Genomic DNA, 21,249 nt, shown 5'->3' with positions numbered 1-21,249 from the left:
CTTATGTTAGGACGCACCATGACCTGTCAGCTTGACGGTCTTTCGGTGGGGATTGTTCAGGTGGAAGCGGAGACCCTCGGTGGGTTCTCCGCTTTTTCTATTGTTGGCCTGGCCGGCCCCTCCATTCAAGAATCCAAGGAACGAGTTCGCTCTGCCATGCGGGCCTCGGGAATCGCCCTGCCGCCCGGAAAAATTTTGGTTAACCTCTTTCCCGCTGATGAGCGAAAAAGCGGGACCCAATGGGACCTTCCCATCGCCATGGCCCTGGCTTCGGCCATGGGACTGGTTGACCCTAAACGATGCGCCCGTGCCGCCTTTGTCGGAGAACTGGGACTGGATGGGAGCCTCAGGCCCATCGCCGGTGTTTTTCAAATGGTCCTGGGATTGGTCGGCCAGGTGGAGGAGATCTTTCTGGAGGAAAGCCAGGCCAGGATTTGTTCCACTATTGAAGGTATTCGCATTTATCCTGTTAATAGCCTGGTTGACCTCCTTCGACACTTCCGGGGAGAAGAAAAGATCCTTCCTTGTCCCCATCGTAATCTTGTCAAAAATCAGGGAGGCGAGGAGGATGGTCTTTTGGACTTCAAGGAAATGAAGGGGCAAGACCAGGTCAAAAAAATCATGGTCCTTTCAACCCTGGGTCACCACCACCTCCTTTTAATTGGTCCGCCGGGGAATGGAAAATCCATGGCCCTGGAAAGGGCTGGAACCATCCAGCCTGACCTGGAGGGTCAGGCCCTACGGGAGGTCATGGGGGTCCGGTCTATTTTCACCGGAAAGGAAGAGGAGATCCTCTCAACCCGACCACCCCTTCTTATGCCCCATTATTCCATCACCAGGGCGGGACTCGTTGGGGGAGGCAGTCCCATCCAACCGGGGGTGATTACTAGGGCTCACCGGGGTGTCCTGGTATTGGATGAACTCCCCCTATTCTCAAACGAGTGCTTGGATGCCCTCCGTCTTCCTATGGACCGGAAGGAAATCTCTCTTCTCCGGAACCACCGAAGCCGAACCTACCCCTCGGACTTTCTCCTTCTCTCAGCAATGAATCCCTGCCCTTGTGGCTATTATGGGGCAGAGGACCATGATTGTGCCTGCTCACCTTTTCAGGTCAAGTCCTACCGGGAGAAAATATCTCAGCCCCTCCTTGACCGCTTTGATATGGTTTTTGAAGTAGGACCAGTAGATAAAACCGGGAAAAGTTCTAATAAAGAAAAGGATTCAACAAAGATGAGGGAGGAAGTGGAGGAGGGAAGAGACCGGATCCAATTCATGAAGGTGAAAGAGAAATGGCCTCCCAAAGTCAGCCCAGGAGGAAAGGCTCTGTTGGAAGAAATTTCCGTCTTCTTCCATCTTTCCTCCCGAAGTCTGAATAAATTACTCGCCCTGGCTGCTAGCCTATGTATTTTACGAGCTGGTGAGAAGATTTCCGAGGAAGACCTGGCAGAGGCCTTCCAATACCGCCGGGCACGCTATAAATACTGGGAAAAATAGAGCATTTTTTATACAGAATTTTCCGGAAAGATTGTATAATAATGAAACAATTGTTATAATAGCTTTGACTATTTATTTCTATGAGGAGGTAATTATGATTTCAGCCAACGATTTAAGAAAAGGAACCACTTTTGTTTACGAGAATGATGTCTACGAGATCATCGATTTCCAGCATGTGAAGCCCGGCAAGGGGGCCGCCTTTGTCCGGTCAAAGATCCGTTCCGTCATGTCCGGGGGGTCCAAAGAAGTGACCTTCAACCCCAACGATAAGTTTGAAGAAGCCCGGATTGAAACACGTGAGATGCAGTTCCTTTACAAGGATGGGAACCTCTACTATTTCATGGACCCCGAATCCTATGAGCAGATCCCTCTGGAAGAGTCCATGGTGGAAGAAGCCATGAAGTACGTCAGAGAGTCGGATTCCGTCACCATGCGCTTCTACCAGAACAAGCCTTTCAACGTGGCCCCTCCCAACTTTGTCGAGCTGGAAGTGACCCAGACCGAACCCGGTGTCGCAGGGAATACGGCCACCAATGCCAACAAGCCCGCCACTGTGGAGACCGGGGCTACCTTTGATGTCCCCCTCTTTGTGAATATCGGCGATGTCATTAAGATCGATACCCGGTCCGGCGAATACCTGTCTCGTGTATAATTTCTCAATTTATAACGGAGGAGGCCTAGGATGAAACGTGCGGAGCAAAGAGAGTGGTTGGTAAAAATCACTTATGAGGTCTTGTCCAATCAATGTGAGATTGAGGATATTCCTGCCCGCTTGGAGAGTCACGGCCTGCCTAAGGATAATGCCTATTTGAATGAGTCCCTCCAGTCTCTAAGCGACCACAGGGAGGAAATCAACCGGCGGATCGAAGGTCGCCTGGTCGGATGGTCTTTGAACCGACTAACCTTGATCGATAAGGCCATCCTTCAGGTGGCAACGAACGAGATCCTCTATATGAAGGATATTCCCAATGCGGTGACCATCAACGAATGCGTAGATATTGCCAAACGCTTCTCGGATGACCAGGCCTACCGCTTTATTAACGGGGTCCTGTCAGGGATTGTGAGCGACCAATGAGAAGGGCCATCACCGTATCCCAGCTGACCCTCTACTTGGAGAGCCTCTTTAAGCGGGATGTCCACCTTCAAGGGCTCCTGGTCAGGGGCCAGGTGGTCAACCTGAAAAAAGCCCGCTTCCTCTATTTTGACCTTAGGGATGAGGATTCCCTGATCCATTGTGTCTCCTTTGACCGGTCACTGGACCGGTCCATAATCCAAGAGGGGATGGAGTTCCTGGTCTCCGGTTCCCTGGCCCTCTACCGGGCCGGGGGAATCTACCAGATCCGGGTGACCGAAATCGAACCCATCGGCCAAGGAGCCAGGCTCTTGGAACTTATGGCCCTAAAAAAGAAACTGGCGGAGGAAGGCTTATTTGACCCGGGCCGGAAGCGGCCTTTAAAACGCTATCCCCGGGGGATCGGCCTGGTGACTTCAGCCAGCGGGGCGGTCCTTCATGATTTTTGTAATGAAGTCAACGCCCGCTATCCCTTAGTCCCCATCTACTTTGCCCCGGCTTCCGTCCAGGGCCAGGCGGCCAGCGGGGAAATCATCCGGGCCATGGTGGACCTGGTGAAATTCTCCGGTCAGAGACCTATTGATGCCTTGGTCATTGCTCGTGGCGGGGGATCCGGCGAGGACCTCTCCGCTTTCAATGAGGAGGCCCTGGTCCGAGCCATCGCCCGATCACCCATTCCGGTGGTTACTGCTATTGGCCACCAGGTGAATACCAGCCTTTCTGATTTGGCCGCCGACCGGAGAGCTTCAACCCCGACGGAAGCGGCTTCTTTAGTCACCCCGGACCGCCTCCAGATCCTCCAGGAAGTGGATGGCTGGATGGGACGGGCTCGGGCGACCACTTTGGAAAATATCCACCGGAGGAGTCGGGTCCTTTATGGTTACCGCCAGCAGACAGAAAGCCTCCATCCCGGGGTTCGGATCCACAACTCCCTCCTCGCCCTGAGCCGGATGAAGGGGCAGTTGGAAGGGTCCATGCGGGACCAACTGGACCGAAAGAGGAAGTCACTTAGCCGGCTTAAGACCCTGGCCGATAAGGGCTATCAGAAAGCCTTGGAGAAGAAGAATCAAGCCCTTCGGAGCCAGACCTGGTCGGTCTTTCAACTGGACGGAAAGCCTGTTCAAGGAGATGAGGAGGTTCTTGTCGACCAATCTTATCTCATGAAATCCATGGCCTACACCTATCAAATTGCCGTAGAAAAGAAGGTGAAAAATGACTCCGACAACCGATGATAAGCTGACTTTTGAAGAGGGGATGGGCCGGCTGAAAAAGCTGGTTGAATCCCTCCAAGGAGACCACTCCTTGGAAGAAAGCCTGGCCATCTACAAAGAGGCCAAGGCCCTGGCCGATCGATTGGAAGACCGCCTGGAGGAAGCCGAACTTTCCGTCCGGCAGCTGGAAGGTCAAGAGGTGGATGTTACCCTGGATTCTTCTTTGGAAGGGAGACCGGACCATGGCCGGATGGACTGACTGGAAGAAGGCCCACGAGGATTTCACCCAGACCTTTGACGAACGTTTAAAGGCGATTCTTTCCCGCTTGGATCCTGCCTGGCTTTCTTCCTTCAATGAAGCCGGCGGGAAAAGAATGTCGGAGGAAGAGCTCCGATCGATGGGCCGGCAATTGGAGATGGGGGAGGCCTACACCTACGCTTCCTTTGGAGGGAAAAGGGTCCGACCCTTTTTGATGGCCCTGGCCTATGGTTTATTGGGGACTGACCCCACGGACCGGCCTGCCCTTCTTGACCTGGCGATTAGCCTGGAATTGATCCATTCCTATTCTCTGGTTCACGATGACTTGCCTGCTATGGATAATGACCGCCTCCGCCGGGGACAGGCTTCCTGCCATGTCCGCTTTGGGGAAGACCGGGCCATCCTTGTAGGGGACGGCCTCCTCAACCTCTCCATGGAAGTGGCCCTGGAGGCCTTGTTGAAGGCTCCACATGAGGAAAAAGAGAGGGTCACACGGGCCATGGAGGTCCTCTACCGTCTTTCCGGACTCCATGGGATGGTGGGCGGTCAAGCCCTGGACCTCCGCCCTGACCTCATCCAAGACCCAACCTGGACCCGAATTATGGTGGAAAAGAAGACCTGTGCCCTCTTCATGGCGGCCTGTCAGATGGGGGTTATTTTGGCCGGTGGGCATTCCAAGGAGGAAGACCGGGCCGGCGCCTTCGGCTACCACCTGGGCATGGCCTATCAAATGAAGGATGACGTCTTTGACCGGGCAGAAGATCAAAAGAATCAGAAAAGGACCCTAGCCGACGACCTTGGCCTGGAGGGCCTGGATCTGGCTCTGAAAGGGGAAACGGAAGAGGCCCTGGCCCTTTTGGAGGGCTTTGGCCGGCCAAGCCTCATGCGGGATTTCGCCCGAGCCTTAGTTGAGCGCAAAAAATAGAAGTGAGGATGAAACGATGAAAAAATATAACCGCCAACGGTTGATCCTGGACTTAATTGAAAATAACAACGTACAGACCCAGGAGGAACTCTCGGAACTCTTGAAAAAAGAAGGAGTAGAAGCCACCCAAGCTACCATTTCCAGGGATATCAAGGAGCTCCGGATTACCAAGATTCAACTGCCCAATGGCTTTTATAAATATACGGTACTGGACCCCATCCAAGATTCCCTTAATGAGCGACTGACCAACATCCTTCGCTCGGCGGTCCTCTCCGTTCACCACAATGACAGTCTGATTATCATCCAGACCGTCCTCTATTGCGCGGCGGTCTGCGGGATGGCGATTACCAATGCCAAGCTCAATAATATTGAAGGCATGGTTACAGGAATGGATACCATCTTTGTTGCCGTAGATGATAAGTCTCAGATTGAAAATACCATTAAGGATATTCAGGAGCTCTTAAAGTAATGCTGGACCAACTCCGGATAAGAAATTTTGCCCTGATTCAGGACTGGAAAGTGAATATCCGGGAGGGGGAAACGGTCGTGACCGGCGAAACCGGATCAGGAAAGAGCCTCTTTGTCTCTGCCATCCAGTACCTGATGGGGGGGACCATCGACCGTGAAATGCGTCGGGATCCCGACCGGGACCTGGTGGTCGAAGGCCTCTTCCGCATGGAGAAACTCTCTCCGGACTTTCGCCACTTTCTGGATGAAAATGACATTCCCTGGGATGAGGAGGGGAGTTTTTTGATCCGCCGGTCCATGGACAAGAGGGGGAATAGCCAGCGGGTCAACGACATGGCCATCTCTCGGAACCTTCTCCGGTCCCTGAGCGACTACCTCATAGACATCCATGCCCAAAATGCCCAAAGTCTTTTGAAGACCAGGGACCGCTACCTCCCCTTACTGGATACTTATCTGGGGGAAGAGGCTGAGGATCTCAAGGGTCAACTCGTAGCCCTGCTCAGGAAGCGGAAGGTCTACCTCTCAAAGCTTGATGACCTGGACTTGGCTCCGGATGAGCTGGCCAGGGAGAAAGATCTCCTGGCCTACCAAATCGGAGAAATCCGAGAGGCCAATTTGGAGGAGGTTGATGAGGAGGCTTTAAACCGGGAATACAAGACCCTGGCTTCTGCTGAGGAAAGGGCCAAACTGGCCGGTCAGGTTCTCTCCGGTCTCCGGTCGGATGGCCAGTCCCTCCGCTGGGGACTCCAGTCCATGGCCCACCTTTTGGAAGACCTTTATCGGAAGGATCCGGATAGCCAAGCCATGAAAGACCTGGCCTGGCAGATGGAGGCAGAGGCCGAGGCTCTGGAAGATCAAGTGGAATCTTATTCGGACAATATTATTCTGGATGGGCGGAGGATGGCGGAGATCCATGAAATTTTTCAGACCCTCCAATCCCTTCGAAAAAAATATGGCCAGACCTTTGAGGAAATTTTAGCCTACCTGGAAAGGGCAGAGAAAAAAAAGAAGGAATTGGAATCCGTTGAAAGCCTTCGGTCAACCCTTATCGACAAGGTCAAGGGCCTGGATGGGGAAATCGAGGCTGTTTCCGGCCAGCTTTCCCGCCTCCGGAAGGAAGCCGCCGGTCACTTGGAAGACCGGATCCGGGAAGAACTCCAGGAGATGGCCATCAAAAAGGTGGACTTTCTTGTTAACTTTCAGGAGAAAATCGTAGGGCCGGACGGACGGGATGAGGTGGATTTTATGATTTCCACCAACCCGGGCCAACCTCCCGAGTCCCTATCCAAGGTCGCCTCCGGCGGAGAAATGTCACGGTTTATGTTGGCATTCAAGATTGTGGTTGCTCAAATCCAGGACCTGCCTAGCCTGATTTTTGATGAGATTGATACGGGAATTTCCGGACGGACAGCCCAAGTGGTAGCGGAGAAGATCAGCCGATTATCCGAGGACCGACAGGTTATGGTCATCACCCACCTTCCACAAATTGCTGCTTTAGCTGATCACCACCTGAAGATTGACAAGAAGGTGGAAGAGACCTTCACCTATTCCTACATCCGAGCCCTGGACTTCCAGGGGCGGGTTGAAGAGGAGGCCCGTTTGATCGGCGGGGCCAGGCTGACGAATACGACAAGAAGATCAGCGGAAGAAATGTTATATCAAGCCCAGGAGCTCAAGGCAAGGGGAGCGGGCGAGAGGAGGGAATAAATGGCGGAGAAAGAAGAACGCTTGGAAAGCATGATGGAGACAACGGTGAAATCCGAAACCATCTACGATGGAAAAATCATCACCCTAAAGGTGAATACGGTGGAGCTTCCCAACATGAAATATGCCAAGAGGGAGATCGCCCTCCATGCCCGGGGCGTCGGGATTATTGCCCTGACTAACCGGGGAACTATGTTCATGGTCCGCCAATACCGTGCCGGTGTGGGGGAGGTCCTTTTGGAAATCCCGGCCGGCCTGGTCGACCCGGGGGAAAGTCCCCAGGAGGCGGCTGTACGCGAGCTTCAGGAAGAAATCGACCGTCAGCCGGAAAAGATGGTCTACCTTCTCGATGCCTATTCCTCGCCGGGCTTTACTAACGAAAAGCTTTCTCTCTTTCTTGCCCAGGACCTAAAATATAGTCCAAAGGACTTGGACGCAACGGAGTTCTTAAAGGTGGAGGAATACCCCGTAGAGGAACTTTTTGAGATGGTTAAGAACTTTGATATTGTTGATGCCAAATCCATCATCGCTATCCAACACGCTTATTATGAATGCTTCCTGCCCAATCGGGAAAGCTACTTAAAAAAACGTCAGGAAGACCAAGCAGAGGATGGTGGCAAGCAATAGAAAGAGGCCTTCATGTTTCGAAATTTGGAAAATCTGGATTTAATCGACACGGTGGCCATGATGGTTGCCCTCCTCTATACCATCGTTTCCCATGAATTAGCCCATGGGGCGGTGGCCTATGCCAATGGCGACCCTACGGCTAAAGAGGCCGGTCGACTGACCTTGAACCCCATCCCCCATATTTCCTGGATAGGACTCCTCTCCCTCTTGGTTTTCCGCTTCGGCTGGGCCAAGCCGGTCCCCATCAACCCCTACCGGTTCAGGAAGCGCCGTTTAGGTCTCCTTACCACCTCTTTGGCTGGTGTGACCATCAACCTGATTTCCGCCTTCCTGGCCCTCTTTTTTCTCTCCCTATTTTATGGACGCTATGCCCTTTTGGATGCCCTATTGACCTATATTGCCATTTATGGGGTTTCCTTTGCCGTCTTCAATCTCATTCCTATTCCTCCTCTGGATGGATCCAAGGTCGTCATGTCCTTCCTCCCGGATGAATGGTCCTTTTGGATTTCTCAAAGAGAGCGCTATTTCAACTATGTTCTTCTCGCCCTGGTTTTCACAGGAGCCCTATCCAAGTTCATGATCCCCATCATGGACCGGATTTTTTCTTTTATGCTTTCTCTTTTTATGGGTGTTTAGATGGCTGGTATTCAAGTCAATGGTCCTCATTATTCGGGCCCCATGGACCTTCTTCTCGACCTCATCAAAGATTCAAAAATAAATATCTACGATATTGAAATCTCCTCCATTACCGAGGACTACCTGGAAGCCATGCAGAGGCTGACCATTCCCCCGGAGGAGGTCTCCGACTTTATCCGGATGGCGGCCCTCCTGGTCCTGATGAAGGCCAGGAGTCTGGTCAAGGACCAGGAGGATACGGACGATGACCTTCCCACCAGGGAGGAGATGATTGAACGTCTGGTCCGCTACCAAGTTTACAAGGAAATCTCAAGTGCACTGGCTAAGGCTTATGATAGGGCCGGACTGATTTTCAGAAAGCTTCCGGAAGATGGAGCGGCTTATCGTCAGGAAGAAGAGGTCATTCCTGAGGATCCCGGGGCCCTTTACTTTGCCCTCCAAGCCCTAATCGCTCGAAAAGAGGAGGGGGAGAAGGAGGACTTTCAAGCCTACCGGATTCTTTCTTTGGAAAAGTACCCCGTTGAAAAAGTGGCGGCAGAGATCCGGGACAAGCTCCGGACCGGTCAGCACTTTGATTTTTTTGACCTCCTTCCCTTTGCCCAATACAACCGCCCCAGGGCTATTGCCACCTTTCTTTCCCTCCTGGAGATGACCCGGACCCAGTCCATCCGGCTTTGGCAAAAAGAAGGAGAGATGGCCTTTCAGGTGGAAGTTCTGGACAGGGACCGATTGGAAGAAGTGAAGGAGGAAAACCATGAAGGAGATGAAGATGGAAGAGAAGGAAACGAAGGGAATCATTGAAGCCCTTCTCTTTGCCTGGGGAGATCCTCTAGCCTTTTCTGAAATCGGAAGAGTTTTGGAGATGACACCGGGTCAAGTCAAAAAGATCATTGAAGAGATGGCAGAGGACTTTAATGAGGAGGGTCGGGGTCTGGTCATTCGCTTTTATGACCAGTCCGCCCAGCTGACCACCCGAGCAGACCATTTTCCTGCCTTATCTCGCCTTTTTGCTGAGACCAGGAAAGACCGCTTGACCAACTCTTCCCTGGAGACCCTGGCCATTATTGCCTATGAGGGACCGGTGACCAGGATCGACGTTGATAATCTTCGCGGGGTGACTTCTTCCTCCTCCATCGATACCCTCATGAAGAAGGGCTTGGTGGAGGAGGCAGGCCGTTTGGACCAGCCGGGAAGACCCATCCTCTACCGGACTACCCTGAAATTTCTAGAGAAATTTAACCTTGCCTCATTGGATGACCTCCCCAGCTTTGAAGCGGTAAAGGAGGCCATCCATGAAATAGAGGAAGGAAAGTCCGATGCGGATTAACCGCTACCTGGCCAAGTGCGGTCTGGCTTCCCGGCGAAAGGCAGAAGACTATATCCGGGCGGGGAGGGTCATGGTTGGAGGGGAGGTCCTCCGGGACCTCTCCTACCAGGTCCAAGCCGGCGACTGCATTCGGGTTGATGGTAAGGAGGTCCGGATGGAGGAGGAGGTTTTTTTTCTCTACCATAAACCCGTAAAGGTCCTGGTATCCCACCACGACCCCTTCCACAGTCGATTGATCTATGATGACCTGCCCAAGATGGATTCTCTTTTTGCAGTGGGCCGTCTGGATTTTGACAGCGAGGGCCTGCTTTTTGTGACCAATAGGGGAAATCTGGCCCAGACCATCGCCCATCCCTCCTACCAAATGGAGAAGGAGTATTGGGTCTTCCTGGACCGCCCCCTCCCGGCTATTGATGAGGCCTGGACCCGTGCTGGATTGACCTTTCGAGGGATCCATTACCGGCCGGACCATTTGGAATTTTTAACCAAAGAGGAGATTGATGGTCGCTCCTATGCATTGACGGATTGGCCTCCCGAAGGAAGTGGGAATGGTCAGTTGGTCAAAATCATCCTCCATGAAGGGAAGAAGAGGGAGGTTCGCCGGTTTTTTCAGGGCCTGGGTTATGAGGTAATCCGACTCATTCGTGTTCGACTGGGTCCCTTGAACATTGGCGGACTTCGTGCCGGACAATACCGGCCCGCCCGTCCCGAAGAGATCTCCGCTCTGGAAGAGTGGGCAAGCATGGTTCGGAAAGGGAATAATTAACAATGGGAAATGACAAGATGCCTATCCTTCCTCTCGCCATCATTGGCATGGGGGCGGCCGGATCCATGGCCGGGATCGCTGCCGGAAAGTTGGTGGACACCGCCCTTTTTGATGGCAATGAAAAATTAGGAAAGAAAATTTATATCACCGGGAAGGGCCGTTGCAATTTGACCAACACGGTCTCCATGGACCTTTTTCAGAAAAATGTGACCCGAAATCCCAAGTTCCTCTATTCGGCCTTTCACGCCATGACCAACCGGGACCTCATGGCTTTTTTTGAGGCAGAAGGGGTCCCCCTTAAGGAAGAGAGGGGAGGGCGGGTCTTCCCTTCCTCAGACCATGCTTCGGATATTAATCGTGCCCTGGAATCCTGCTTGAAGGAAGAGGGGGTCAGCCTAAGGAAGAATTGCCGGCTCAGAGCTTTGGACCGGGTGGAAGAACCGGGACAAGGGCCTCATCTTTTCAAACTCACTTTTGACCGAGGGAGAGGGGAGAGAACCGTCTATGCTCGAAAGGTCATCCTGGCCACAGGGGGCCTTTCCTATCCCTCCACCGGGTCCAGGGGGGAGGGCCATGACCTGGCGAGAAAGTTGGGCCATAGGGTCACTCCCATGACTCCCTCCCTGGTGGCTTTCCGCCTAGGGGACCCCTGGATTCCCTCCATTCAAGGCTTGAGCCTTCGTCATGTAAGCCTGGAAGCCAGACTGGGTAAAAAGACCTGGACGGAGTTTGGAGAAGCCCTTTTTACCGACCGGGGTATTTCCGGTCCCATTGTCCTGACTCTTTCCTCCCTTTTATCAGGGAAAGACCTGGACAAGCTGGACTTAAGCTTGGACTTCAAGCCGGCCCTGGACCGGATGGCTCTCTCCCAGCGTTTGAAAAGAGAGCGGGATCAGGGGCCCAACCGGTCCCTAAAAACCCTCTTCTCCTCCTTCTTGCCGAAATCCTTGGTTCCCATTTTTCTGGACCTGGGGGAAATGGAGGGGGACAAGCCCTTCCACCAGATGACCCTGGAGGAGGAAGGTCGCTTCATTGACCTCCTCAAGGCTTTTCCCTTGACATTTTCCCGCCTGGAAGGCTTCAATCAGGCGGTGGTCACCCGGGGTGGAATTTCCGTCAAGGAAATCAACCCCTCCACCATGGAATCCAAAATCTGTCCCGGCCTTTACTTTGCCGGAGAAATTATGGATGTGGATGCCATGACCGGAGGTTTCAATTTGCAAATTGCTTTTTCTACGGGTTACTTGGCCGGACTTTCCGCCGGTCAATCCCTCATTGATGAAGATCAGGAGGAAATATGAAACGACAAGCTATTGCCATAGACGGGCCATCCGCCTCCGGAAAGTCTACCATTGCCCGCTTACTCGCAGACCGTCTCCATATGGATTACTTGGATACGGGGGCCATGTACCGGGCTATTACCCTTTTTGCTCTGGAATCCGGTGTTGATCCCGAGAATGAGGAGGAAGTAAACCGCCTCCTCGACCGGGTGGAGATCACCTTCAATGATGGAGACATCCTGGTCAACGGAAAAGTTTGTACGAGAGAAATCCGAACTGATGAAGTGACAAGGGCCGTTTCTCCGGTCTCCTCCTATAAAAAGGTCCGGGAGAAGATGGTGGATCAGCAGAGGAAGATTGCCGGTGACCGCCCGGTCATCCTCGACGGACGGGACATTGGAACAGTGGTCCTCCCGGATGCCCTTCTCAAGATTTTTTTGACGGCTTCCCCTGAAGTTCGGGCCCAAAGACGGTTGAAAGATGATAAATCCTCATCTACCATGGACTACCAAGCCCTTCTTGTCTCCATCAAGAAACGGGATGATTTTGATAGCCATCGAGCCATTTCTCCCCTCCGGCCGGCGGAAGATGCCATCCTCATCGATTCCTCGGATATGACCATTGACCAGGTTCTGGAAAAGATCCAGGGGCTCTGGGAGGAGAAACAATGTACTTTGTAGTCCGGGCCATCCTCCGCTTTTTATGCTTTTTTGCCTTTAAGATCAAGGTGGTCAACCGGCCTACGTCCGACCCTAAGGAGGGCTTGATCATTTGCCCCAACCACCAATCCATCTTAGATATCGTGGTCATGGCTGTGACCTATCCGGGCAGGATCACCTTCGTTGGAAAAAGAGAATTGGAGAAGAGCCGACTGGCCTTTTTCTACCGGTCCATGGGGACCATATTCATTAACCGTGACCAGGTGGAAATGGAAACCATCCGGACCATCATCCACCGGCTGGGACAAGGGGAGACCCTCTGTATCTTTCCGGAAGGAACCCGGGTCAAGGAGGTGGATCCCCGCAATATGAAAGAGGGGGTGGGTCTCTTCCTTCAACGGACCCAGTGCAAGCTTCTTCCGGTCCATATCCAAGCCGACTACCGCTTTCGTGGGAGGATAACCGTAGAATACCGGGATTATTTGGACTATGAGGAGGTAAAGGCCTTGCCCCGTAAGGACCAGCGTCCCTACCTGTCACAGAAAATCTTCAATGCTATTTATGCTACGGATTATCCGATCAGCGATTTTTCCCAGAAGGACTAGACCAAGGAGAAGGAGGAGAGGATGAAAATTAGAGTGGCCGATTCCGCCGGCTTCTGCTTTGGCGTTAGCCGGATCGATCGGAAGGCCCAAGAGGCGGTAAAAGAAGGTGGAAAAGTCTATTCCTATGGTCCCCTTGTCCATAATCCCCAGTATGTGGAGATGATGAGGAAAATGGGGATTTCCGTCATCGAAGACTTTGGTGAACTGGAAGAGATTGACCCCCAATCCACTCTTATTCTCCGGGCTCATGGCATAAAAAAAGAAGAAAAAGAGTGGATGGAGGCCCGTGGTTTCCAGCTGGTGGATGGAACCTGCCCCATCCTTTTAAGCATCTATAAACAGGCGCAAAAGGCGAATGAGGAGGGCCGCCAGGTGGTCATCATTGGAGATCCCGACCACCCTGAGGTTGAAGCCATGAAGTCCTACCTTGATCCGGATACCAAAGTGATCCGGACGGAGGAAGAGGGGGAGAAATTCCAAGCGGACCGCCCTCTTTTTATCATTTCCCAAACGACCAACCGGAAGGACTATTTTGAGGCGGTTGGGGAAAGAATTTTAAACCATAATGCCGGCATAATGAAAAACACCATCTGCAATGCCAGCCGGGACCGTCAAGAAGCGGCCAGAAAATTGGCCCAAGAATCGGAGGCCATGATCGTCATTGGAGGAAGGAATTCCTCGAATACGGAAAAACTCTACCAAGTTTGCCGGAAATACTGCCCGAATGTGGTAAAAATCGAAAAAATTGATGAATTATCTTTGCAAAGATGGGCATTTTTTAATAGAATAGGGATTACAGCTGGTGCTTCGACACCAGATTGGATTATTGAGGAGGTCGTCAAAGGAATGGACAATTTTACAAGTGAAGATTTCATGGAACAAATCGAAGACAGTATGGTGAGAATTTCCCCGAGAGATATCGTCAAGGGCGAAGTCATTACCGTAAAAGAGGATGAGGTGTTCGTTGACATCCAATTCCGGGCAGATGGGATCATCAAGTCCGAGGAAATGACGGATGAAGAACAGGCAAATCCGAAAGAGGCCTTCCATGAAGGGGACGAGATCGACGTCTATGTCATCAAATTGGATGATGGTGACGGCAATGTGGCATTGTCGACACGTCGTGTTGAAGGGCTGAAACATTGGCAGCAATTAGTGGATAAGTTTGAAGCAGGCGAAACCGTTGAAGCCTACGTCAGCGGAGAAAACCGCGGCGGTCTTGTTGTGAAAGTGATGGGCATTAATGGCTTTATTCCTGCATCACAAATTACCACTTATTTTGTAAAAAACTTCAAACAATTTGTTGGTCAGACTTTGGATTGTAAAATCCTTTCGATTGACGAGAGAAAACGCCGTGTTGTTTTATCCAGCCGTGCCGTCCGTGAAGAGCAGCTGGATGATGTTTGGGAAAACATCGTCGTTGGTCAGCAGATCAAGGGCAAGGTCGTTCGGATGACCGACTTCGGTGCCTTCGTTGACCTCGGTGGGGTCGATGGATTGATCCACGTCTCCGACATTGCATGGCAGAGAATTGATAAGCCCTCCGATGTTCTTACTGTAGGCCAGGAACTGGAACCCGTTGTTCTGAAAGCCAACCGTGAACGCAACCGTATCTCTCTCGGTTTGAAGCAACTCCAACCCAAACCCTTTGATGTTTTCGCTGAAAACAACAAGGCCGGGGATGTGGTCACCGGGACTGTCGTCAATATGCTCGAATTCGGTGCCTTCGTCCGTCTGAAAGAAGGTGTTGAAGGCCTGATCCATGTTTCCCAGATTGCCAACCACCATGTCGAGAAGCCTTCGGATGAGCTCAACATCGGTGATACGATCGAGGTAAAGATTCTTGACATCGATATGGATCGCCAGAGAATCGCCCTCTCCGCCCGTGCTCTTCAGGAACCTGAGGAGAAGGAAGATGCCGGAAGAACGGCTGCCCAGGATTTCTCCCGTTATGAGAGACCTGCCAAGGATGCCGGAGAATCCAAGCCCAAGAGAGCGCCAAAGAAAGACCAGGCGCCCAAGAAGCAAGAGGTGGCCATTGACTTTGAATCCTCTTCGGATATCGGAACCAACCTGGGTGACCTGATTGCGGCCAAGCTGGGACAGACCGAAGAAAGCGCTCCTGCCCAAGACCTTGAAAATGAAGAAGCAGAAGTTGCTGAATCTTCGGAAGAAGTGGAAAATATCGAGGAAACTTCCTCTGAAGAGTAAATCAAGACGTTTATGAAAATCAATCTTACGAGGGAGCAGGCTTCTGCTTCCTCTTTTTATTCGAGATGAGGACCTGTAAATGAGGAAATACCATATTATCACCCATGGCTGCCAGATGAATGACCATGATAGCGAGCGGATAGCCGCCATTCTGGAGAATTTGGGCTATGAGAAGACGGAGAGTCCTGACCGAGCGGATTTTATTTTATTTAATACCTGCCTTGTCCGGGAAAATGCTGAACTCAAGGTCTTTGGTCAGGTGGGTGCCTTAAAGGGCTGGAGGGAGGCCGATCCCAAGCGAATCTTAGCCGTCTCCGGCTGCATGATGCAGACAGGGCCTGCAGGGGATATTATTCGGGACAAGTATCCCCAAGTGGACCTGGTTTTTGGAACCAAGAATATCGAGAAGCTCCCCATCCTTTTGAAAGAACTGGAAGAGGAGGGAAGGGTCTTCGATACTTCCACCTATTCGGTGGATGGGTCCGACCTGGACCTTGCCTTCGACCGGAAAAGTTCTTTTTCCGCCTATGTCAACATCATGACCGGCTGTGATAATTTCTGCTCCTACTGCATCGTTCCCTATGCCAGGGGAAGAGAGGCTTCCCGGCCTCCCCGAGAAGTTTTAGAAGAGGTGAACTTTTTGGCTAAAGCCGGCTACAAAGAAGTCACCCTTCTAGGGCAGAATGTCAACTCCTATGGAAAGGACTTCCAAGTCGATTTTCCCTCCCTTCTTGCGAAAGTAGCCGAAACTCCTGGAATCGACCGGGTCCGCTTCATGTCCTCCCATCCCAAGGACCTGTCGGATGATCTTATCCATGTTATTGCTAAATATCCCAATATTGAACGGCACTTCCACCTTCCCCTTCAATCAGGGTCGGATAAGGTCCTCCGGGAAATGAACCGTCACTATACTAGGGAAGATTACCTGGCCCTTGTTGATAAGTTGAGGAAGGCGGTTCCGGACATCACCATCACTACCGATATTATCGTGGGTTTCCCGGGCGAAAGCGAGGAAGACCACCAAGCCAGCTTGGACCTCTGCCGGAAGGTGGAGTATGATAACGCCTTTACCTTCATCTATTCTGTCCGGCCCGGTACCCGGGCGGGGGAGAGGGAGGACCAAGTCCCCGACACCATTAAATCCCGTCGCTACCAGGAACTCTGCGATGTCCTTTATCCCATTTTCAACCGAAAGAATCAGGCCATGGTAGGCAAGAGGGTAGAGGTTCTCTTTGATGGTCAGTCAAAGAATGATCCCCGGAAGATTTCCGGAAGGGACTCCGGCTACCACCTCATCCATGTTCCCGGAGACCAAAACCTGGTCGGACAAATCCGACAAGTGGAAGTTACGGAGGCCAACTCCTTTGCCCTCATGGGTAGGGTTTTAAATTGATAAAAGAAGAAGATGATCTTCATCAAAAATAATAATTATACGATTAGATAAATAGAAAGGAGGTGGACCTATGGTATGGGACCATATTGATTTTGAATCCCTTTCGCCCATGATGCAGCACTACGTTTCCACAAAAAGAGCCTATCCGGATGCCCTGATTCTATACCGACTGGGTGATTTTTATGAGATGTTTTTTGAAGATGCGGAAGTCGGATCCAAGGTCTTGGAAATTGCCTTAACCGGAAAATACTGCGGTCTGGAAGACCGGGCCCCCATGTGTGGCGTGCCCCACCAGGCCATCGATTCCTATACCTCCAAATTGGTCGACAAGGGCTACAAGGTCGTCATTGTGGACCAGATGGAGGATCCGGCCCAGGCGGTCGGCCTTGTGAAAAGGGCGGTAACCCGGGTCTTGACCCCGGGCACCCTGACCGATGCGGATGCCTTGGAAGGAAAGGAGAACAACTTTCTCCTTTGCTTCTATTTTTACCAAAAAAAAGCGGCTCTTTGCTATGCGGACCTCTCCACGGGGGAAATCGCTACAACAGAAGTTGACATGGTTGAGGACCCTGTTACCTTCACCCACAATTGGATGGCCACGATCAAACCTTCGGAAATCCTCCTTTTGAATGATGGGAACAACCGGGAGATTTTGGAGAAGGTCTCCTTATTTTTAGAAAAGCTTGCCGTTTTTATTAGCCGGCTGGATGTGGATCCCAAGAAAGCAGCCCAGGCTAGGGACCGGGTGGAAAACTACCTGGGACCGACCGGTCGAAAAGAAGTGGAGAGGCACCTGGTTGCTGCCATGGCTGTCTCTTCTCTTTTGGATTACATCTATGCCTTCCAGGAAGACAAGCTTAGCCACCTCAACCTTCTTCAATGGCTGGAAAGCGACCGGTATATGATGGTCAATGCCAGCAGTCGGGAAAATTTGGAGCTGGACCGGAACCTCTTTAACCATTCCCGGAAGGGGAGTCTCCTTGACATCATGGACCGGACAAAAACCGCCATGGGGGGACGTCTTTTAGGCCAATGGCTGGATATGCCTTTAATGGAGCTGGATGCCATCAACCAACGACTGGACCTGGTGGAAGCTTTCAAGGACAGGGTCACCCTCAGCCTCCCCCTACGAGAAAGCCTGTCCAAGGTCTATGACCTGGAGAGGCTCCTGGGAAAGTTCTCCTACCAGAGGGGAAATGCTCGAGACCTCCTCTCCCTGGCCCTTTCCCTAAGCCCCCTCCCCAAAATCCAAAGCCTGGTGGAGTCCACCGACTCCGCCCCTGTTCGAGACTTTTTTGGCCATCTCGATAGCTTGTCCGATATTAAGGACCTGATTGACCGAGCCATTGTCGATGAGCCCCCGATCACGATTACGGATGGGGGGATGATCCGGCCGGGATTTTCGGAGGAATTGGACCGGATCCGGTCAGGATCCGATGAAGCCAAAAAGGCCTTGGTCAAGTATGAGGCGGAGGAAAAAAAGAGGACGGGGATCAGCAACCTCCGGATCATCTACCGGAAGAATGCCGGCTATTTCATTGAAGTCACCCAGTCCAACCTCTCCAAGGTGCCTTCCGATTACCGCCGCCAGCAGACCTTGAAAAACGCTGAGCGTTACACCACTGACTACCTGGAGAGCCAGGCAGGACGAATTACCGGAGATGAGTCGGCAATCAAAGAGATGGAGTATGCCATCTTCCAGAAGATCCGCCAGACCATTTCGGACCAGGCCATCCGGATCCAAGACACGGCAAAGCTTTTAGCCAAGCTGGATGTCCTCCTTTCCCTTGCAACATTGGCATCAGATGAGGACTATGTCCGGCCCCATTTCCATAAGGGAGGCCAAGACCGGATCACCATCATTGAAGGGCGTCATCCGGTGGTGGAGGTCATCCAGGAGGAAGAATTTATCGGCAATGACCTGGACATCGGGGCCAAGGACAACCGGATCCAGATCATCACCGGTCCCAATATGGCCGGGAAGTCCACCTTCATGCGACAAAATGCTCTGATTTTGATTATGGCCCAAATGGGAGCCTTCGTTCCGGCCAAATCTTGCGACCTCCCCATTACCGATAAGGTCCTGACCCGGATCGGGGCCCGCGACCACCTCCAACGGGGAGAATCCACCTTCATGGTGGAAATGAAAGAAATGGCGGAAATCCTGGAAGAAGCGACTTCCTCCTCATTTTTGGTCCTGGATGAGGTAGGTAGGGGAACATCAACCAACGACGGCCTATCCATTGCCTATGCGATTTTGGAATACCTGGATGCCCATCAGAGGCCCAAGACCCTCTTCGCTACCCATTATCACGAGCTTACGAGTTTAGCGGGGAAGAAGAATTCCATCAGCAACCGGAAGGTGGATATCAAAGAGGAGGATGGACAGCTGATCTTCCTCCGGAAGGTGGTTGAAGGGATGACGGACCGGTCCTACGGGATCGAGGTGGCCAAACTTTCCGGCTTACCTGGGGAAATCCTGGTCCGGGCCAACTACATCCTATCCAATATTGATGCCATTAATGACCTGTCTTTTGTTAAAGAGACTCCCAAGGCCAGTGACCACCAGGAGGATTTTTCCGACTTCCGTCGAAGGGCCCTCCTTGAAGAAATGGCCCGGATCGATGTTAATGCCCTTTCTCCGGTCCAGGCCCTGACGACTTTGGACGGTTTCATCCGGCAAGCCCAGGAGATGATTGAGGAGGATGACCGATGATCCAGCGCTTAGATGGAAAAACGATAGAGAAAATTGCTGCCGGTGAAGTCATTGAAGGCCCTCTTTCGGTGGTGAAGGAGGCTGTTGAAAACGCCATTGATGCCGGAGCAGACGATATTTCTGTGGAGATTCTTGACGGGGGAAAGACGAAGATCGTCATTACCGACAACGGGTCCGGGATTCCCAAGGACCAGGTTCCCTTGGCCTTCGAACGACACGCTACCTCCAAGATCAGGGATTTTGAGGATCTCTACCAGACCCTGAGCCTCGGATTCCGTGGCGAGGCCCTGGCTTCCATCCTGTCCGTTGCCCAGGTAACCTGTCGGACAAGGACGGCCGACCAGTCTTCCGGCTATGAATTCACCTTTAAAGAGGGAAATCTCAAAGAAGTCAACCCCATAGCCATGTCTGTGGGTACCCAATTGGTGGTCGAAGATCTTTTCTACTCCCTTCCTGTTCGTAAGAAATTCATGAAATCGGACAAGGCAGAAGGGAATAAAATTTCCCGCCTCATGTATGCCTTTGCCGTCGGCAACCCCAAGATTTCCATTCGCTTCACTCGTGACACCAAGAGGATTTTTCAGACCCACAAGGACCGGTCCCTGGACGAAAACCTCCTGGTTCTTTTCGGAAGTTCCTATTTTGATGCTCTTTTGCCCATCGAGGGGGAGAGCCCCCACTTTAGGGTAAGAGGTCGAATCGGAAATAACACCTTTTACCGGGGGAACCGGCAGATGGAATTCCTCTATATCAATGGCCGCTATATTTTGGATGACCGGATCCAGGATGAGATGGAGGGGTTGTTCAAGTCCATCATCCCAAACGGGCGTTTTCCGGCCTATCAGATTTTTGTTGAAACCGAGGCCAGGAACTTGGAAGTCAATATCCATCCCAATAAGCAGAAGATTACCTATGATTTTCCGGATGAGCTTTTGGACCTTTTAAAAGAACTGGTTTCCCGAGCGCTTGCTCATAAGCCCTCTCTTCCTGACGGGAAGGATCAGACGAGTCGCCAGGGCCTCTTTCGGGACCTGTCTTCCGAAGACGCCTATAAGGAGATCGTCTCCTCCTATGCCTGGTCGGATAAGGGAGCCCCAAGTCTGGGAGAAATGGACCGGCCCTATGGTCCCGACTTTGGACCGGATCCGGCGCTTTCCGAGAAGGGAGAATCTGATTTGGAGGCTTTCGATGAGGAGGCATTGGAAGTCTTTGAGGATGAAGGGGAAGTCCTGGACTTTTTCTCTTCAATCAATAGGAGAAATCCGGTGGATGAGGACCGGGAGGAAAAAGAGGATTCCCCCCTTCCTCCCTATGATGACCTGGTCTTTGTGGGTATCCTGTTCAAGACCTATATCCTTTTGGAGGACCGGGGGAGGGATAAAGTCTTTTATATGGACCAGCATGCGGCCCATGAAAGGGTTAATTATGAACGCTTCTGCCGGGAGATGAAGGAATCCAAGCCCCATGTCCAGCTTCTTCTTGAGCCCTTGACCCTGGAGCTCAACGACCTCCAGCTTAACGGTTTGGAAGAGCGAAGGAGGGCCCTGGAAGAGATGGGCTACCGCTTCGACCTCTTCGGCGAAAAGACCCTTCTTTTGAGGGAAATTCCCCTTTTATTTAAGAGCCCCAGGGATGACCGGGTATTTTTAGACCTCCTTGACATGGATATCCCACAGGAATGGAGAAGACATGAGGATATGCTTGATCGGATGGCCATGAAGGCCTGCAAGGCTTCAGTCAAGCAGGGGGATAGTCTCCATCCCCAGGAAGTGGAGGCTCTCTACCAAGCCCTTCGCTCCTGTGCCTATCCCTTGACCTGCCCTCATGGCCGTCCTACCGTCATCGTGAGGACCAAAAGAGACTTGGAAAACCGCTTCTTAAGGAATAAGTAGGGGG

20 protein-coding genes are annotated in these 21,249 nt (G+C 52.1%); all 20 read left to right on the top strand.

Features of this window, described 5'->3' with window-relative positions; translation table 11 throughout:
• Nucleotides 1-18: 18 nt before the first annotated feature.
• Nucleotides 19-1,494 carry a YifB family Mg chelatase-like AAA ATPase gene (locus tag HGKM_RS05780; RefSeq protein ID WP_218916881.1) on the top strand — a complete coding sequence of 492 codons (1,476 nt, stop codon included), beginning with the start codon at nucleotides 19-21 and terminating at the stop codon, nucleotides 1,492-1,494.
• A 94-nt stretch (nucleotides 1,495-1,588) separates the two neighbouring features.
• Nucleotides 1,589-2,146, top strand: coding sequence for an elongation factor P (gene efp / locus HGKM_RS05775; protein WP_019134404.1), 558 nt, complete (start codon nucleotides 1,589-1,591; stop codon nucleotides 2,144-2,146).
• 30 nt (nucleotides 2,147-2,176) lie between these two features.
• Entirely contained in the window at nucleotides 2,177-2,569 is a 393-nt protein-coding gene (gene nusB / locus HGKM_RS05770; RefSeq protein ID WP_019134403.1) for a transcription antitermination factor NusB, read from the top strand.
• Entirely contained in the window at nucleotides 2,566-3,798 is a 1,233-nt protein-coding gene (gene xseA / locus HGKM_RS05765; protein ID WP_019134402.1) for an exodeoxyribonuclease VII large subunit, read from the top strand. Before nusB ends, xseA begins: the two co-directional genes overlap by 4 nt.
• Entirely contained in the window at nucleotides 3,779-4,036 is a 258-nt protein-coding gene (gene xseB, locus HGKM_RS05760) for an exodeoxyribonuclease VII small subunit (protein ID WP_019134401.1), read from the top strand. Before xseA ends, xseB begins: the two co-directional genes overlap by 20 nt.
• Nucleotides 3,981-4,961: a polyprenyl synthetase family protein gene (locus HGKM_RS05755; protein WP_081585161.1), complete on the top strand. Its 981-nt coding sequence runs from the start codon at nucleotides 3,981-3,983 to the stop codon at nucleotides 4,959-4,961. The genes xseB and HGKM_RS05755 overlap by 56 nt, the downstream gene beginning before the upstream one ends.
• Nucleotides 4,962-4,977: 16 nt before the next feature.
• Nucleotides 4,978-5,430: an arginine repressor gene (locus HGKM_RS05750; RefSeq protein WP_019134399.1), complete on the top strand. Its 453-nt coding sequence runs from the start codon at nucleotides 4,978-4,980 to the stop codon at nucleotides 5,428-5,430.
• A complete protein-coding gene (recN, locus tag HGKM_RS05745; RefSeq protein WP_019134398.1) occupies nucleotides 5,430-7,136 on the top strand; it encodes a DNA repair protein RecN in 1,707 nt (568 codons plus the stop codon). The genes HGKM_RS05750 and recN overlap by 1 nt, the downstream gene beginning before the upstream one ends.
• Nucleotides 7,137-7,760: an NUDIX hydrolase gene (locus tag HGKM_RS05740; RefSeq protein WP_019134397.1), complete on the top strand. Its 624-nt coding sequence runs from the start codon at nucleotides 7,137-7,139 to the stop codon at nucleotides 7,758-7,760. It begins immediately after the preceding gene.
• A 12-nt stretch (nucleotides 7,761-7,772) separates the two neighbouring features.
• Complete coding sequence (locus HGKM_RS05735; protein WP_019134396.1) at nucleotides 7,773-8,396, top strand: site-2 protease family protein; 624 nt, start codon at nucleotides 7,773-7,775, stop codon at nucleotides 8,394-8,396.
• Nucleotides 8,397-9,197: a segregation and condensation protein A gene (locus HGKM_RS05730; protein ID WP_019134395.1), complete on the top strand. Its 801-nt coding sequence runs from the start codon at nucleotides 8,397-8,399 to the stop codon at nucleotides 9,195-9,197.
• Nucleotides 9,151-9,723, top strand: coding sequence for an SMC-Scp complex subunit ScpB (gene scpB, locus HGKM_RS05725; RefSeq protein ID WP_019134394.1), 573 nt, complete (start codon nucleotides 9,151-9,153; stop codon nucleotides 9,721-9,723). The genes HGKM_RS05730 and scpB overlap by 47 nt, the downstream gene beginning before the upstream one ends.
• Nucleotides 9,713-10,489: a pseudouridine synthase gene (locus HGKM_RS05720; protein WP_019134393.1), complete on the top strand. Its 777-nt coding sequence runs from the start codon at nucleotides 9,713-9,715 to the stop codon at nucleotides 10,487-10,489. The genes scpB and HGKM_RS05720 overlap by 11 nt, the downstream gene beginning before the upstream one ends.
• Nucleotides 10,490-10,491: 2 nt before the next feature.
• Nucleotides 10,492-11,790 carry a BaiN/RdsA family NAD(P)/FAD-dependent oxidoreductase gene (locus tag HGKM_RS05715; protein ID WP_019134392.1) on the top strand — a complete coding sequence of 433 codons (1,299 nt, stop codon included), beginning with the start codon at nucleotides 10,492-10,494 and terminating at the stop codon, nucleotides 11,788-11,790.
• Nucleotides 11,787-12,449 carry a (d)CMP kinase gene (cmk, locus tag HGKM_RS05710; RefSeq protein WP_019134391.1) on the top strand — a complete coding sequence of 221 codons (663 nt, stop codon included), beginning with the start codon at nucleotides 11,787-11,789 and terminating at the stop codon, nucleotides 12,447-12,449. Before HGKM_RS05715 ends, cmk begins: the two co-directional genes overlap by 4 nt.
• Nucleotides 12,437-13,033, top strand: a complete 597-nt coding sequence (locus HGKM_RS05705) for a lysophospholipid acyltransferase family protein (protein WP_019134390.1) — start codon at nucleotides 12,437-12,439, stop codon at nucleotides 13,031-13,033. Before cmk ends, HGKM_RS05705 begins: the two co-directional genes overlap by 13 nt.
• A 21-nt stretch (nucleotides 13,034-13,054) precedes the next feature.
• The gene (locus HGKM_RS05700; RefSeq protein ID WP_019134389.1) at nucleotides 13,055-15,244 is read left to right on the top strand and encodes a bifunctional 4-hydroxy-3-methylbut-2-enyl diphosphate reductase/30S ribosomal protein S1; all 2,190 of its coding nucleotides are present in this window, start codon (nucleotides 13,055-13,057) and stop codon (nucleotides 15,242-15,244) included.
• Nucleotides 15,245-15,323: 79 nt separating this feature from the next.
• Nucleotides 15,324-16,637, top strand: a complete 1,314-nt coding sequence (gene miaB / locus HGKM_RS05695) for a tRNA (N6-isopentenyl adenosine(37)-C2)-methylthiotransferase MiaB (RefSeq protein ID WP_019134388.1) — start codon at nucleotides 15,324-15,326, stop codon at nucleotides 16,635-16,637.
• Nucleotides 16,638-16,707: 70 nt separating this feature from the next.
• Entirely contained in the window at nucleotides 16,708-19,353 is a 2,646-nt protein-coding gene (mutS, locus tag HGKM_RS05690) for a DNA mismatch repair protein MutS (protein ID WP_019134387.1), read from the top strand.
• A complete protein-coding gene (mutL, locus tag HGKM_RS08295; protein ID WP_019134386.1) occupies nucleotides 19,350-21,245 on the top strand; it encodes a DNA mismatch repair endonuclease MutL in 1,896 nt (631 codons plus the stop codon). The genes mutS and mutL overlap by 4 nt, the downstream gene beginning before the upstream one ends.
• Nucleotides 21,246-21,249: the final 4 nt, after the last annotated feature.

This window comes from Kallipyga massiliensis ph2 (assembly GCF_000311985.1).
Lineage (GTDB): Bacteria > Bacillota > Clostridia > Tissierellales > Peptoniphilaceae > Kallipyga > Kallipyga massiliensis.
This window is presented reverse-complemented; position numbering and strand designations above follow the sequence as displayed.